The 15,021-nt window shown below is 46.6% G+C and carries 17 protein-coding genes; 1 reads left to right on the top strand and 16 read right to left on the bottom strand.

Features of this window, described 5'->3' with window-relative positions; all coding sequences use genetic code 11:
• Positions 1-5: 5 nt before the first annotated feature.
• From NYE58_RS08670 to NYE58_RS08600, 15 genes are all read right to left on the bottom strand, one after another.
• On the bottom strand, positions 6-929 hold the full coding sequence (locus tag NYE58_RS08670; RefSeq protein WP_036675697.1) for a CvfB family protein: 924 nt from the start codon (positions 927-929) through the stop codon (positions 6-8).
• Positions 926-1,273, bottom strand: a complete 348-nt coding sequence (rsfS, locus tag NYE58_RS08665; RefSeq protein WP_036675699.1) for a ribosome silencing factor — start codon at positions 1,271-1,273, stop codon at positions 926-928. The genes NYE58_RS08670 and rsfS overlap by 4 nt, the downstream gene beginning before the upstream one ends.
• Positions 1,270-1,848, bottom strand: a complete 579-nt coding sequence (gene yqeK / locus NYE58_RS08660; protein ID WP_036675700.1) for a bis(5'-nucleosyl)-tetraphosphatase (symmetrical) YqeK — start codon at positions 1,846-1,848, stop codon at positions 1,270-1,272. The genes rsfS and yqeK overlap by 4 nt, the downstream gene beginning before the upstream one ends.
• Positions 1,820-2,422 (bottom strand): nicotinate-nucleotide adenylyltransferase, encoded by a 603-nt coding sequence (locus NYE58_RS08655; RefSeq protein ID WP_036675702.1) that lies wholly within the window; start codon positions 2,420-2,422, stop codon positions 1,820-1,822. The genes yqeK and NYE58_RS08655 overlap by 29 nt, the downstream gene beginning before the upstream one ends.
• A gap of 36 nt (positions 2,423-2,458) precedes the next feature.
• Entirely contained in the window at positions 2,459-2,752 is a 294-nt protein-coding gene (gene yhbY / locus NYE58_RS08650) for a ribosome assembly RNA-binding protein YhbY (protein ID WP_036675703.1), read from the bottom strand.
• 67 nt (positions 2,753-2,819) lie between these two features.
• The gene (gene aroE / locus NYE58_RS08645) at positions 2,820-3,692 is read right to left on the bottom strand and encodes a shikimate dehydrogenase (protein ID WP_076297819.1); all 873 of its coding nucleotides are present in this window, start codon (positions 3,690-3,692) and stop codon (positions 2,820-2,822) included.
• 17 nt (positions 3,693-3,709) lie between these two features.
• Positions 3,710-4,837 (bottom strand): ribosome biogenesis GTPase YqeH, encoded by a 1,128-nt coding sequence (yqeH, locus tag NYE58_RS08640; RefSeq protein ID WP_326047456.1) that lies wholly within the window; start codon positions 4,835-4,837, stop codon positions 3,710-3,712.
• 2 nt (positions 4,838-4,839) lie between these two features.
• Positions 4,840-5,361 (bottom strand): YqeG family HAD IIIA-type phosphatase, encoded by a 522-nt coding sequence (locus NYE58_RS08635; RefSeq protein WP_076213420.1) that lies wholly within the window; start codon positions 5,359-5,361, stop codon positions 4,840-4,842.
• An 87-nt stretch (positions 5,362-5,448) separates the two neighbouring features.
• On the bottom strand, positions 5,449-7,689 hold the full coding sequence (locus tag NYE58_RS08630; protein WP_076141202.1) for a transglutaminase domain-containing protein: 2,241 nt from the start codon (positions 7,687-7,689) through the stop codon (positions 5,449-5,451).
• A 1-nt stretch (position 7,690) separates the two neighbouring features.
• Complete coding sequence (locus tag NYE58_RS08625) at positions 7,691-8,935, bottom strand: DUF58 domain-containing protein (RefSeq protein WP_341001560.1); 1,245 nt, start codon at positions 8,933-8,935, stop codon at positions 7,691-7,693.
• Position 8,936: 1 nt separating this feature from the next.
• Positions 8,937-9,893: an AAA family ATPase gene (locus NYE58_RS08620; RefSeq protein ID WP_036675712.1), complete on the bottom strand. Its 957-nt coding sequence runs from the start codon at positions 9,891-9,893 to the stop codon at positions 8,937-8,939.
• A gap of 155 nt (positions 9,894-10,048) precedes the next feature.
• Entirely contained in the window at positions 10,049-10,399 is a 351-nt protein-coding gene (spoVAE, locus tag NYE58_RS08615) for a stage V sporulation protein AE (RefSeq protein WP_036675923.1), read from the bottom strand.
• 2 nt (positions 10,400-10,401) lie between these two features.
• Complete coding sequence (gene spoVAD, locus NYE58_RS08610) at positions 10,402-11,433, bottom strand: stage V sporulation protein AD (RefSeq protein WP_036675714.1); 1,032 nt, start codon at positions 11,431-11,433, stop codon at positions 10,402-10,404.
• On the bottom strand, positions 11,430-11,933 hold the full coding sequence (gene spoVAC, locus NYE58_RS08605; RefSeq protein WP_036675716.1) for a stage V sporulation protein AC: 504 nt from the start codon (positions 11,931-11,933) through the stop codon (positions 11,430-11,432). The genes spoVAD and spoVAC overlap by 4 nt, the downstream gene beginning before the upstream one ends.
• Before the next feature lie 139 nt (positions 11,934-12,072).
• Positions 12,073-12,249, bottom strand: a complete 177-nt coding sequence (locus NYE58_RS08600; RefSeq protein ID WP_155288103.1) for a hypothetical protein — start codon at positions 12,247-12,249, stop codon at positions 12,073-12,075.
• A 247-nt stretch (positions 12,250-12,496) separates the two neighbouring features.
• Between NYE58_RS08600 and NYE58_RS08595 the strand changes: the two genes are divergently transcribed.
• The gene (locus NYE58_RS08595; RefSeq protein WP_038569461.1) at positions 12,497-13,570 is read left to right on the top strand and encodes a M42 family metallopeptidase; all 1,074 of its coding nucleotides are present in this window, start codon (positions 12,497-12,499) and stop codon (positions 13,568-13,570) included.
• A gap of 498 nt (positions 13,571-14,068) precedes the next feature.
• On the opposite strand, the gene NYE58_RS08590 is transcribed toward NYE58_RS08595, so the two are convergent.
• Entirely contained in the window at positions 14,069-14,908 is an 840-nt protein-coding gene (locus tag NYE58_RS08590; RefSeq protein ID WP_445671785.1) for an aldo/keto reductase, read from the bottom strand.
• Between the last annotated feature and the right edge of the window lie 113 nt (positions 14,909-15,021).

Here is a 15,021-nt window from a genome sequence, read left to right as displayed (position 1 = left end):
TAAGCTTAATCCGTCGTTTCTTCTTGCCCTTCGGTTGTTCCTTCTTCATTATCCTTAGCAACAAGATAAGTCCAATTCTCTTTTTGAGTAATATGGCCTTCCTTCATCAGCTTCCCAAGTGCACGCTTGAAGGCGGATTTACTGATTCCGAACCGTTGTTTGATAATATCTGGCGGCGTAGCATCCGAATAAGGCATCGCTCCACCTGGACGAGCATTTAAGAACTCCAAAAGTGCGGCAGAATCTACATCCATCCCCACTTCTTTACGGAGACCCATAGAAAGGTTAACACGTCCATCCTCACGGATATGAGAGACACGTGCTTCAAACTGCTCACCAAGACGCAGCAGACGGCTCCGCTCAGATGAATGGACCATACCGATAATCCCAAAGCCTAGAACACCCGCATCCACAAGTACAAAAGTACCCATTTGCAGCGGCTTATACACTCGGGCTGTTACAGTCTGTCCCATCCAAGATTCAGGTGCAGGCAGAGCTAGTGGAGCAAGCTCCTGTTCTCCGGCCAGCTTGGCACGCAGACGCCCCTGTTTATCATGCTCCATGATCGCAAACACATAGTCTCCAACCTGCGGACGCAGCTCTGGAAGTTCTGGAAGCTCACGAATAGGCAGCAGCAGCTGGCGTCCAAGGCCCATTTCCAAAAAGCAGCCCAGACGCGGATGAATATCAGCCACTTCCAATAACGCCATCTCGCCCAGCGTCAGAAATGGTTTTTTCATCGTTGCCGCAAGACGGTCCTCGGTATCAAAGAAAATGAAAACTTCAACTTTATCACCGGCTTTTACCTTCTCTGTCAGCTCCGTATAATGCAGCATAACATCTTGGTCTCCAGCATTTAAAAAGAATCCGTATGGGGAAACTTCCCGCTCTACATGAAGTGTAACCGTAGTTCCTGCAATCAGGCTCATACAGTCTCCACAACCTTGGCATCGGACCACAGACGCTCGATATTGTAATATTCACGCTCATCGCGGTGGAATATATGAACGATAACATCGCCAAGATCCATCAGCACCCAGCGTGCTGAATCCATGCCTTCAATCCCTTTGATGACTCCGCCTGCTTCATGAACTACTTTACGGACTTCGGTAGCGATCGCCTGTACCTGAATATCCGAGTTACCGTGACATACGATAAAGTAATCACTGATTGGTGAAACATTACGTAGATCTAGTGCCACGACGTTCATTGCTTTTTTATCTTCAACAGCCTTAAGAGCCAGTTCTAACAGCTTGCTTGGTTGTACACTCATATTTTATCCTCCAATATTCTAACTAAATCATTACGCGCCAGTACCGTTAAGGGGAAAATCACCCGGCGTTTCTCCAGTAACAAACTAATCGTAGAATCGAACCCAGCGACTAATCCTTCTTCCAAACTTACTTGTGCCTTCTCGCGTATCTTATCAACCCCGGGAAAATCACGCCCAGGCTCGATGTAGTCAGCTAGGCAGACGATTTTTTCAAGTAAACTCATGTCTTCACGGCCTGAGGTATGGAAACGAATCGCATTGATAATATCAGGATCCGTAATCCCATAGTCTTTCTCAGCTACAAAGGCGCCTACTTCCGAATGCCACATCTGCTTGTCATACACCAGAAGATCCAAATTCAATTGATTTTGTTCAATGATCTCCTTCATTCGCTCAACCGGCCAATACTTGGCCACATCATGCAGAATCGCTGCTGTCTCTGCACGTTCAGGGTCAGCACCATATTGCTTCGCCAGTTGAATAGATGTCTCCATCACGCCGAGTGTATGCTTCCAGCGCTTATCAGGCATCTGTGTGGAGACCGCCTCAATCAGCGCTTCGCGGCCGTATGCCATACAATCCACTCCTTTGAACATAATCGAACACTGCCTCTGGAACCATATAACGAATAGATTTACCTGCTGCCGCCCGTTCTCTTAACATCGTTGACGAAATATCAACCAGTGGCATATCTGCAAGCAATACCTTTTTTGCTATAAAGTCTGGCAATGCATCTAGATCAAGAGGTGTTCCCGGACGACCCACACCAATAAATGTAAGCCGCTGCACCAGTTCTTCAATCTCGTTCCATTTCGGCAAATACTGGACCATATCCGCTCCAATGATGAAATAAAGATCGAAATGCGGATACTCCTCTTGCAGACGTCTTATGGTCTCATAGGTATAGGAGACGCCACCTCTGACAACTTCCCAATCTAATGTGCAAAAAGCTTCGTGATTCTTCACCGCTTCCTGCACCATTGCTAGCCGGTCTTCTCCAGATACACCTGCCTCATGTTTATGAGGCGGGATATGTGAAGGCATAAACCATACCTCTTGCAGACCATAAGTATCTCTTGCGGCTTCCGCTGCCATCATATGACCGATATGAAGAGGATCAAAGGTACCTCCCATAATTCCAACTTTCAAGAGGACGACCTCCTCGGTAAGGTATACTTACAGCTATTAACGTGGCAGCTCAATGGTTTTATTATCACGTGATTCTTTGTATAGAACGACAGTCTTACCGATCACTTGCACAAGCTCAGAACCCGATTGTTCAGCCAGAGCAGCACCGATTTCCTTGGGATTCTCAATATTATTGCTCAGTATACTAATCTTCATAAGCTCGCGCTTCTCAATAGCTTCTTCAATATGGCGTACGAGGTGATCGTTTACTCCACCTTTGCCCACTTGAAAAATAGGATCGAGATGGTGCGCCAATGAACGAAGATACCGTGTTTGTTTACCAGTTAACATAAATGAATAACTCCTTAATTAACATATATTATTACCTATTATTACCCTAACTTAATGAATCCATTTCTTACTCATTTCCACCCAAACAATCCAGAATGGTCTGCCGCATGATTTCCGTAGGAGCAGGCTGCCCTGTCCAATACTCCAGAGCATAAGCTCCCTGATAGACAAACATACCAAGGCCTCCATGAATCATGCAGCCCCGTTCGAGTCCTTCCAACAATAGCCGCGTGCGCAGCGGATTATAAATCAGATCGCTTACGACCATTCCTTCACGAAGCAGTCCAGGATCTATCGGTGTCTCATCCATATGAGGATACATACCTACGGAGGTAGTATTGATCAACACGTCTACACCACTTAGCATTTCTGCTACTTCGTTCATGCTAATCCCGATGACATTCCCTTTGCTCCGGCACTGTGTCGCCAAGTCCTCTGCCTTCTCAGCGCTGCGATTAGCAATAATGATTGAAGAAGGTTTCTCTTGAAGTAGTGCGGCAACAATTCCTCTTGCTGCTCCACCGGCCCCGATAACCATAATCTTCGCACCAGACAAATCAGAAATAGCTTCCGCTTTGAGCGAACGCACATAACCGATTCCATCCGTATTATATCCGGTGAGCACTCCGTTATCATTAACAATCGTATTGACTGCACCAACGGCTACTGCACTCTCATCTAATACATCCAAATACTCCATCACCGCAACCTTATGCGGAATCGTCACATTCACTCCACGGAAACCAAGCGTACGGATCGCTTGCACCGCATCGCCCAGCTTCTCCGGGTGGATATGAAGCGGTACATAAGCACCCGGAATTCCCAGCGCTCGCAGCGCTGCTTCATGCATAATTGGAGATTTGGATTGTATAATAGGATCTCCCATTACACCGAGTAGAATATTACCGCTATTGTAGCCTTCGACTGCTGTTGTAGACAATAGATTATCCTCCCTCGTTAAATCATCGAAGGGCGGGTAAGCACCTTCACCCCACGCGGAACGTGAATGGCCACAACTGCACCTTCAGTTCCATTAACCTTAATCCAGCCCAGACCCGAAATGTACAGATCGGTTCGGCTGCCCCGATTAATCCGGAACTCATGCCGCTGCCAAGGTGGCAGCTTGTCCATCCGGTCACTTCCCGGTGGAGACAGCATTTCACCGCGATGATCCTGATAGAGGGAATCTGCGCGTTCCAGCTTCGTGCGATGGATTTTTAAAGTACCACTTATAAAGCAAGTGAAGGATTGATGCGGGCCTTGTACGAAATCAAAACGTCCCAGTCCACCGAAGAATAGAGTCTGTCCTTCGTTCAACTGATAGACTGTTGGCTTCAAAGGATTGGCAGGCATAACTGCATCCAGATCCTGACGCTCTACTAATTCACTATAACGCCAAGGATACACAATCCCTGGAGTATCTATAATGTAGTGGCCGTCATCCAATGGAATTTTGACCGTATCGAGTGTTGTGCCAGGGTAACGTGAAGTCGTTAACTCCTGCTCCAAATCGCTATAGTCCGAAATCAGACGATTAATAAGTGTGGATTTGCCCACATTGGTAGCACCCACGACATATACGTCACGTTGGCCGCGCAACTCCGTTACGGCTTCCAGCAAACGGTCAAAACCTTGATTGCGTTTCGCACTGCAAAGTACGATTTCAGCCGTCCGCAAGCCTTCCTCTTTACAGCGCTGCTGCATCCAGTTACGCAACTTGTTCCAGTTTGTAACTTTCGGCAGCAAGTCACATTTATTCACTGCAAGAATAACAGGGTTATTGCCAACAAAGCGCTGCAGGCCGGAAATCAGACTGCCTTCAAAATCGAAGATATCGACAATATGAATAACAAGCGCATTCTTCTCTCCTACTCCACTCAGCAGGCGAAGAAATTCATCCTGATTCACCGAAACAGATGAAGCCTCATTATAATTTTTAATCCGGAAACAGCGTTGGCAAATCACCGGGTCCCGTTCAAGTGCAACCTCCGGAAGGTATCCTGGTTGATCCTTATGCTCCGTCTGAAGCTTGATGCCGCAACCGCTGCACTTCTCAGGACGCCGTGTTTCGCTTTGTTCGTTCATTACTATTTTTCCTCCTCGTGCCACAATCCTTTTTTGCGAAGCCGTGTCAGAGCAACCCGCTCTACCCGGCGATTAAACCTTGTGCCGAACCCCTCATCCTTGACGGAGATTGGCAGTACCAAAACAGTATACAGGCCAAGGCGATTGCCGCCGTATACATCTGTAAGCATTTGATCTCCCACCACAATCGTTTGTTCAGGTGGCAGCTCCATCTGCTTCATCGCTTTGAGAAAAGGAGCATTACTCGGTTTACGAGCCTGGTGCACAAATTCAATATTAAGCGGTGTTGCAAAGCGTGACACCCGTTCCATGTTATTGTTAGATACGATGATGAGCTTAAAGCCCAGTTCCTTCACCTTTTCGAACCATAACAACAGCTCCGGAGTAGCCACAGGCGCTTTGGCACCGACCAGTGTGTTATCCAGATCCGTGATGATTCCGCGATATCCCTGTCTATACAGCTCGTCCAGAGCAATATCGAATACCGTATTCACCCGGAGTTTGGGAACTAACATTTCAAACAATACGTTCACCTCGATTTCATACAAAAAACTATAACATACTCCTTGCGCATCGCAAATAAATCTGTAGCTATACTTTCACGCAAAGTGTTATTTCTTGGATCTCATTTTTCTCCGCACCCACAAAGCTTCAGTATACACGCTCTGCCAGTCTTTGTCTTCAATAACCTCAGGGCTATATTTCGCCTTTTCGAACATTGCTAGTAGTGAGGATAGATGATCAGCCACTGCCGGACGTTCTCCACTCCAGCGATCTACGGCTTCACGCAAAGTTTCGTGCTCTTCTTTTAGCATTCCCTTGCGGTGCAAATACCTTACCCAACGCTCAGTTTCCGCCACTACTTTCTGATCTGGCGTTAAAGGCCGGCCATTGCGCAGCTGCTGCATGAAGAAGCGAAGCTTAAAGCGTCTATGCCAAACTATAAAAATCGTCCAGGACAGCAACACCGCTACAGCTGCCACAACAACCCAAAGACCTACATGAAACCCTTGATCTTCTTGTGCGTTATTCACAGGCGCTGGTGTAGGTTCTGCCTGTTCTTCTTGATCTTCTGACTCGACTTCAGGGGTTTGCTCATTCTGAGTTAAAAGCGGAATATTAAATCCAGGTGTAGCTTCAACTGGAATCCAACCATAATCACCAAAGTAAACCTCAGCCCAAGAGTGGGAATCCGCATTGGTAATTGTATAATTATTATTCACTGTGCCTGATTGCTGTTGTGCCGGATTCATTGGGATTTCTGGCTGTTCCCCAGGTGCGTACCCCTTAACCCATCGTGCAGGGATGTTCAGAGAGCGCGCCATAGTAACCAGTGCCGTAGAATAATAATCACAGTAACCTTCCTTTAACTCAAACAAAAACCCTTCTACAAAATCGTTGCTTGTGACACGTGATATATCTGGATTATTGGTATATGGAAAGGTTTGTTGTAAGTATTGTTGCAAAAGCGCTGTTTTTTCATACGGCGTTTTTCCTTCAGCCGTGATTTCCTCAGCCAGCTCCCTGACTCTTTTAGGAAAATCGTTAGGCAGTTGAAGAAACATTTTCTCCAAATCGTTCCCTTTATATAGCTCCTCATACGTCTTTGTTGTCAATTCTTGAACAGGAATTACAGGAACCTCAGACGTCACCTCAAAGGTAGACGGATAAGCGAGTTTCTTCCCATCCACATCCCAGATCAGCTCGCTGTCCCGGCTTCTCCAGGAGAGTCCATTTCCAGCTTTTTCCCCATTTAAAGAATCCACCGAAGATACTGAATAAGTGCCAAACAGCACAGGAAATTCATTATTATTAAGCACGGTTACTGTTTGTTTCAGTGTTCGTGTATTCACTTTAGAACCCACACTGCTCTCTAAAGATTCACCTACATCCACCGCTTCTAGAGGTCCCCGATTTAACCGATCTCTATCGACCCAGCCTCTTCCGGAATATAATCTGCGCGTTTCTCCCCGCATATAAATACGCAAATCAGAAACCACTGTCATCACCGGTGTATAATCGAAGGTAAAGCCGCCGCCTAGTTGATCATCATTCAGACTGTAACCTGACGAAGTATTGTTAGTAGGGGAGACAGAACCCATCTCAGATTTCGTGGTCCCAACTGTGCCCTTCCCAGAAGACTTCCCAATCCCATTCCATTCTTGCCAAGCGGTATAAGGATCGGTTAGGGTAGGCCTTACCCCAGGCATATTCACTCCAATTAGGATGACCAAAGAGAAGACGATGGCAATATTAATGACAATTTTCGTGGGATATTTCAGCAGATGCACCCAACCACGCGGATAATGTAGCTGGAAGCTTCTCAGATGATGGCTGACCAGCCAGCCCATCCCCGCAAATACCGTCCAGGCTACTTCCTGCCACAAAACGATAGATGTAAAGGAATCCAAGGCAGCAAAAGCCACTATGTTCATTCCTATAAACCATAAAATACGTCTTTTTGAGGATGCCCACCAAGACGACAACAGCAGCAGGGCTGAGGCCCCGAGAGCAAACCAGATATAGGGCACCATATGAACTGCAATATCCTGCAGTCTGTCCGGGAGGGTTGTTGCCCAAGGATCAGCGACGTATATACCATAATTGATAAGTATACGATAAACGATATAAATAATAGCTGCCGCTTCAATAAAGAGCCTTATTTGAACTTTAACAGGAATTATGATTTCCATAACAGTGATCGTTATTAATGCAGCCCACACAACAGCAGTTGTCTGTCTTAACCAGATAGGCTCCGTATAAGAGACCCACTGGTGGGCTATAATCAAAAGCCACAATAGACCTAAAGAACGGTGCCAGGAGAATTTCATCTGATTCCACCAGTTTTTCATATCAGACTTCCCCTCCTAATACTATGGGAAGCTCTTGCAGTGAATTAATGCTGTAGCCTGTAATCCCCCGAGATCTTAGAACGTCTGTCCAATCTGTGCTGCTGTTCGTTTCTGATAAATTCCCTATATGAATGTGAGACGGAGTCATCCCTCTGCTGTCAGCCCAACGTAATGCATCCAGTACAGGTTGGCCACTTTGAGGACTAATTAGCACGAAGTATGAGCCTTTAGGGAACATACGATATCCTTTTTCCAAACGGGAAATGAGTGGACCATGCCCTTCGGCGTTAAGATCGATCAAATATTGAATCATTTTCTGACGTTCAGCAGCACCTTCAACTGGTGCAAATACCTTCGTGGTCTTATCCAAGCAGCAAAGACCGATCCCTATCCGCTCTCGAATACCGAATCCAAGAAGTGAAGCTGCTACAGAGACTGCGAGTTCAAATTGATTCGAATTCATATAAGCAGAAGCAGAGCCGTCCAGAACTAGAATGGTTTTGGGAATCGACTCATGCTCGAACTCTTTGGACTTCCACGAGCCTGTCTTTGCCGTTGCATTCCAATGTATGCGTGTTAGGCGGTCGCCGTATACGTAGTCGCGTACACCGTTAATTTGGGTGGTCTCACGACGTGATTGAACAACAGAGGTCTGTGGTCCAGAAAGACGGGATTTTCTTTCATATAACTGCCAGCGCGGAACATAGATTGCACGAGGCAACACCTGAAACTGTCCTTCAGCCAGAAAAGTACCTTTATGCTCGACAAGGCCAAAAATATCTTGGCTGATGATATCCGTATCTGAAAATGTATAAGTGCCCCGCTCCAGAACCGGTGTCTGAAACCGCAGTTCCCCATGCCCTCTGAGGCTAGGAATCAGGCTTTCCTCAAATACCCATGATTCGCCATTATGCCGTTTCAGAACTTCCCTTACAACCACATAAGGTAAAGGCAAAATCCCCGGGATTGTGACCTTCAGACCTACACGAAGATACCCACCGGCAGAGAGCAAATCTCCCTTATCCTGTTCGGCATAAAAACCGCGAACACCCTTAGCCCGTCGAACGCCTCCTAAACCTCCAGCAATCAGATATGCAATAAGTACAGAGACCATAATAAACAACATAAATGCAGTTTTGCCGCCCTGAAATAGTACATATAAGAGAGTAATACTCCAAATTACAAGGATGCTGGCGAATTTGGTAGGCTGAATGTGAGCTGCCACCGTAGACAAATAACGTCTCATATTATTGCCTCATCGTAACAGGCACATGAATGCTCTGCAGAAGCTTTTGAAGCAGAGAATCTACGCTAATATTATCTAGGCGCGACTCTGGACGCAGCAATATACGATGACCCAAGGCAAATGGAGTAAGCACCTTTACGTCATCCGGAAGAACATAATCCCTTCCCTGTAGGAAAGCATAAGCTTTACAAGCCAGCATAAACGATAACGAAGCACGTGGACTTGCACCTAGCAATACAAGCGGATGCTCTCTTGTCTGGCGTACAATATCTAACAAGTAATTCAGTACAGGATCACTCATATAAATCTCACGAATCTCCTCTTGAATACTAGCGATCTGCTCCATACTAGTGACAGCTGTAAGCCTGTCCACTGGTTGACCTTCTTGATGGCTCAACAATAGATTTTTTTCGGTTGCTGCATCAGGATAACCAAGACTAATTCTTAGCATAAAACGATCCAACTGAGCTTCCGGCAGCGTGTAGGTTCCCTCAAAATCTATCGGATTCTGGGTGGCGCACAACATAAATGGATGCGGAAGCGGATAGGTCTCCCCATCTACGGTTACATTACGTTCCTCCATCACTTCCAGAAGGGCGGATTGTGTCTTTGTCGTGGCTCGGTTAATTTCATCAGCCAGCAGGATATTCGTCATCACCGGACCTGGGCGGAAATGAAACATCTCGTCCCTCGGATGATACACAGATACACCGGTAATATCACTCGGAAGAATATCCGGATTACATTGTATCCGGCGATACTCCCCGGACATTGATCTGGAAAGTGCGCGAATAAGCTGGGTCTTTCCTGTTCCCGGTACATCCTCGATCAGAACATGACCACCGGCAAGCAGCGCTGTTAGCAGCAATTGTATTTCAAATGATTTTCCAAGTATGCAGGATTCTAGATTATTACGGACAGCATTCATGATGTGCATTGATTCTTGACGAACGGGCATATATGATCCTCCTAGGTCAGAATAAGCAGTAATATTTATATTTTACATGATTAGGGGACCCAAAGTACATTGTTGAAGCTTACGAAGTGTAAACAAACCAAAAACCCGCAGGACACAATGTCCCGCAGGTTCTAATCTAAAGCGCTAGAATCCCATTATCCTTTAGGCCGGACAACCAATGCAGCCAGGAAAGAGAACACAATCGCTGACGAAATCCCTGCGCTCGTGATATCAAAAATCCCTGTAACTACACCGATCCAGCCATCCCGTTCCAGCTCTGTCAATGCCCCATGGACCAAAGAGTTACCGAAGCTTGTGATTGGAATGGTTGCGCCTGCACCCGCAAATTTCACAAGTGGATCGTAGATGCCAAAAGCATCAGCAATCGCTCCGGCTACAACTAATGTACTCATCGTATGTGCAGGTGTCAGCTTCAATACATCAAACATCAGCTGGCCTATAACGCAAATGGCTCCTCCGATCAGAAAAGCCCATAAGTAAATCATCATCAAACTCCACCTCCACTTTCTATAGCAACAGCATGAGCCACACACGGAATGCTCTCTCCCTGCTGGTATGACAATGGGGATAATAAGGCTCCAGTTGCCACAATCAGCACCCGTTTAAGCTCACCTTTTTTAATACGCTTGAGTATATGACCATAAGTCACTACCGCGGAACATCCACAACCACTTCCTCCGGCGATCACATACTTCTGTTTCTCCAAATCGTAGATAAGCAAACCGCAATCATCAAAGGTTGTTTGCTCCATTGGAATCCCTTCTTTAGCTAATAAGGTTTTCGCAATGGGCAAGCCTACAGATGCAAGATCGCCTGTTACAATTAAGTCATAATGCCCGGGGGATAGTCCGGTATCCCGAAAATGCGCAGTGATCGTATCCGCCGCCGCCGGTGCCATCGCTGTTCCCATATTAAAAGGATCTGTCAAACCGAGATCCATTATTCGTCCAAGGGTAGCCGAGACCACTACCGGATTGTTGCCAGTCCCATCATTCTGACCTACTACAGCACAGCCCGAGCCTGTGACCGTATATTGCGCTGTTGGCGGCTTCTGTGAACCGTATTCGGTAGGATAACGGAATTGCTTTTCCACCGTACAGTTATGGCTGGATGTTCCCGCGAGCACGTATTTGCTCCCTCCGGAATCAACGATCATAGAGGCAATCGCCAGGCTCTCCATGGAAGTGGAGCAAGCACCAAAGACTCCAAGATAAGGCACACCTAATTTTCTTGCCGCGAAGGAGCTGCTGATAATCTGGTTCATCAAATCTCCGCCAACAAAAAACTCCAGCTTCTCCTTATCGAGGTTTGCATTAATCAGTGCCAGTAGGGAAGCTTTTTCGAAAAGAGCCCGCTCGGCCTTTTCCCATGTTTTTTCTCCCATTTCCAGGGAGTCAAATATAAAATCAAAATCTGACGTTAATGGACCCTCTCCCTCTTCAGGCCCCACTACAGCGGAAGAGCCTAAAATAACGGGACGGCTCGTGAACTCCCAAGTCTGACTGCCAAGCTGTTTCATGTATGTGCACCTCCACCTACGCCTAAAAAGAGATAGACGATACCAATTATGAAAGCAGCGACAGCACCAAATACGATGACTGAACCCGCCAGCTTGAACATATTGCCACCCACACCGAGCACAAGTCCTTCCGCACGGTGTTCCAGAGCTGCTGAACACATACTGTTCGCAAAACCAGTAACCGGAACCGCAGTTCCTGCACCGGCCCATTGGGCCATTTTGTCATAAACGCCAAAGCTGGTCAGAATTACAGAGAGTAGAATCATCGTCGCTACAGTTGGACTTGCAGCTTCTTTGGAGGTCATATCGAATATGGCCATATAAGCCTCCTGAATCCCTTGTCCAATTACACAGATTAGGCCGCCAGCAAGAAATGCTCGCACACAGTTTTTGAATACGGGCCTAGCGGGTACAAAGGGCTTGGACAATTTCTCGTAATCTTGCGGGGTCAGGGTATCAAGCTTCAGCTTGACACCCGATTTTTTCGTTTTCGCCGGCATTGAGAGCACCTCCTGAAAGTTAGGCGAAGGGGGCTGACAAGCATCATAGTAGTACTCACTTTGAGCCCCTCAAGTTGTTTCTTCGCTTAGAAGTTTTCCTTATTGTTTGCCATACCCCGCTTCGTTATGTCCCTCCAATTCAGGAAAAATACAGTAACACAACTATCAGCAGCAGGAACAGCACAAGAATAAGCACCGCTTCCTTTTCCAGAGAGTTGTGGCGCCAGTAACGTCTGCGCGCTCCGCTAACCTTTAGGTTTCTTTTGGAGTATCCTCCCTGCACCCTTCTTTTGGGTACACTACCTGCTACCCTCATTTCCTTCGCATCCTTTCTAAAGCTCCTGCCACCAGAGCCCCTATTGCATTGTATTCGCGGAGCGTTCACCGGGTGTTCATTTGTCTCTTTAGCATGGACAAGTGAGCTCACAATGTTCATACTAAGTGGCAGGAAGAAATAACGTTGTCGTCCATTTTGGATGGCAACCGTTTCTCGTAGAACTATAAGGATGATGTATAACGCAAAGCTTATACGTCCTTATATTTTAATAAAGGAGTGATTTCAAATGAATCAAGAAACATTGGATCTATTCAAAACACTTACCGAATTCCCTGCAGCCCCGGGCTTTGAGCGCGAACTCCGCGCTTACGTCAAGGATGCTATGACACCTTATACCGAAGAGTTCGTGCAGGATCGTCTCGGAAGTCTGTTCGGCGTATTGCGCGGTGAGGAAAACGGGCCAAAAATTATGGTCGCTGGACATTTTGACGAAGTGGGCTTTATGGTCACCGGAATTACTAACACCGGGATGATTCGTTTTCAACCGCTAGGCGGCTGGCTTGCTTCTGCTGTTGCTTCCCAGCGTCTCCAAATCATTACACCAAAAGGCACATTGACTGGTGTTGTTGGCAGCACCCCTATCCATCTACTAAGCGCTGAAGAACGCGGCAAGACGGGCGAAATCAGCAAAATGTATATTGATATCGGTGCAGACAGCCGTGAAGAGGCAGAAAGCTTTGGCGTCAGACCAGGTCAACAAGTACTGCCAATCTGTCCGTTCACCCCGCTTGCCAACCCTAAAAAAATCATGGCTAAAGCGTGGGATAACCGTTACGGCGTAGGTCTCGCCATTGAGCTGGTTAAATCATTACACGGCAAAAAGCTGCCTAATACTGTTTATGCTGGAGCTACCGTACAAGAGGAAGTTGGACTTCGTGGAGCACGTACAGCCGCTAATCTTCTGTCCCCAGACATCTTCTTTGGCTTGGATGCGAGCGCTGCTGCTGATATGACCGGTGATAGCCAAGCCTTTGGCCATTTGGGTAAAGGCGCTCTCCTGCGCATTTTTGATCCAACGATGGTTACACATCGCGGCCTGATCGAATATGTACAAGACACAGCGGATACTCACAAGATCAAATACCAGTATTTTGTCTCCCAAGGTGGAACAGATGCAGGTCAGGTTCATGTAAGTGGAATCGGCGTTCCTTCCGCAGTCATCGGAATATGCTCCCGCTACATTCATACCGCTTCATCAGTTATTCATAGCGATGACTACGAAGCTGCTAAAGAGCTGTTAGTTAAACTCGTAGAAGGCCTCGACCGCACTACACTGCAAACGATTATCGAGAACAGCTAGGTTCTTATTTTTAAAAGAGCAGCAATCCTTTTTGAAGGATTGCTGCTTTTTTTTGGGGTCGTGGCTTACGGACCTGTGTCACTTGCGCCCCAGTGGTGTTTACAAACCCCGATATTACTTCTAAAAAACAATTGTGCTTATGCTTATGAACCCCATTGCCCGCTGATCCCGCTATAGGTACTACGACGGACCCATGATGCTTACGAACCCACGTTGTTTATTGTTTATGTCCCCCAAGTTGCTTGCTAACGCACCCATGTTGTTTACTATTTACGCCCCCAATGTTGCTTCCGAACCCAGTGACACTATTCCATAGAAATGGGCTCATAATTGGTGTCATTCATGCTAATAGCGACTATGGTGTCCGATACTCCTCCAAAAGTGGCATATTTCTGCGTTTAAGATCATCTGTGTCCTATAGATACTCCCCTATCCCCCGTCCCATATAAAAAAAGCACGCCTCACGGCGAGCTCCTTGACCATTCTCAGACAGCTATATCAACTCATATCCAGTGGCACTTTCCACGAAGGTATCGGGAAAGCCTCATCCAGCTTCCATCTTTCTTCTTCACTCAGCGTAATTAAACCTGCAGCAGCATTCTCAATTACATGCTCACGTGAAGAAGCTTTCGGAATCGTAATAATGTCCTCCTCGCGGATCGTCCAAGCTAACATTATTTGCAGTGGTGTTGCGTTATGAACACGGGCAATTTCCTGAACCGCCTCACTCTCAATAACCCCTTTGCGGAGCGCGCCTGCTTGTGCAAGCGGAGAGTACGCCATTACGGGTATGCGGTGACTTTTCTGCCATGGCAGCAATTCAGCTTCAATGCCTCTCGACCCTAAATGATACAGCACCTGATTCATAGCACAGTGAGTTCCCCCAGCTATACTAAGCAGCTCTTTCATATCGTCAACATCAAGGTTCGATACACCCCATCTTGCTATTTTACCTTGAGAGACCAGTTTCTCCATGCCTTCCACAGTCACTTCAAGCGGAATATCTCCCCGCCAGTGCAGTAAATAGAGATCCAGATGATCCGTATTCAGTCGTTGCAAGCTTTCTTCACAGCTACGCATAAGATTCTCGTTGCCGGCATTATGTGGGTATACTTTGGACACCAGGAAAACGTCATCCCGAATTCCTTTAATAGCGTCACCTACTAAAAGCTCTGAGTTTCCTTCCCCATACATCTCAGCCGTATCTATCAAATCCATGCCTAGTTCCACGCCTAATCTAAGAGCAGCAATTTCTTCCTCTCTACGGGAAACATCATCACCCATATTCCAAGTTCCCTGTCCTATTCTAGGCAGAGAGGTACCATCTGGAAGAAGCATGCGGTTAGCTCGGTTTACTTTCACAATTTCAGCCAAATGCTCGATTGAATCCTTAGTCATTGTAAAAATCTCCTTACCGATAAATTGTATACTTACTTTATACGACCTTTATG

The organism is Paenibacillus sp. FSL L8-0708, assembly GCF_038009325.1.
GTDB classification, from domain to species: Bacteria; Bacillota; Bacilli; order Paenibacillales; family Paenibacillaceae; genus Paenibacillus_AQ; species Paenibacillus_AQ odorifer.
This window is presented reverse-complemented; position numbering and strand designations above follow the sequence as displayed.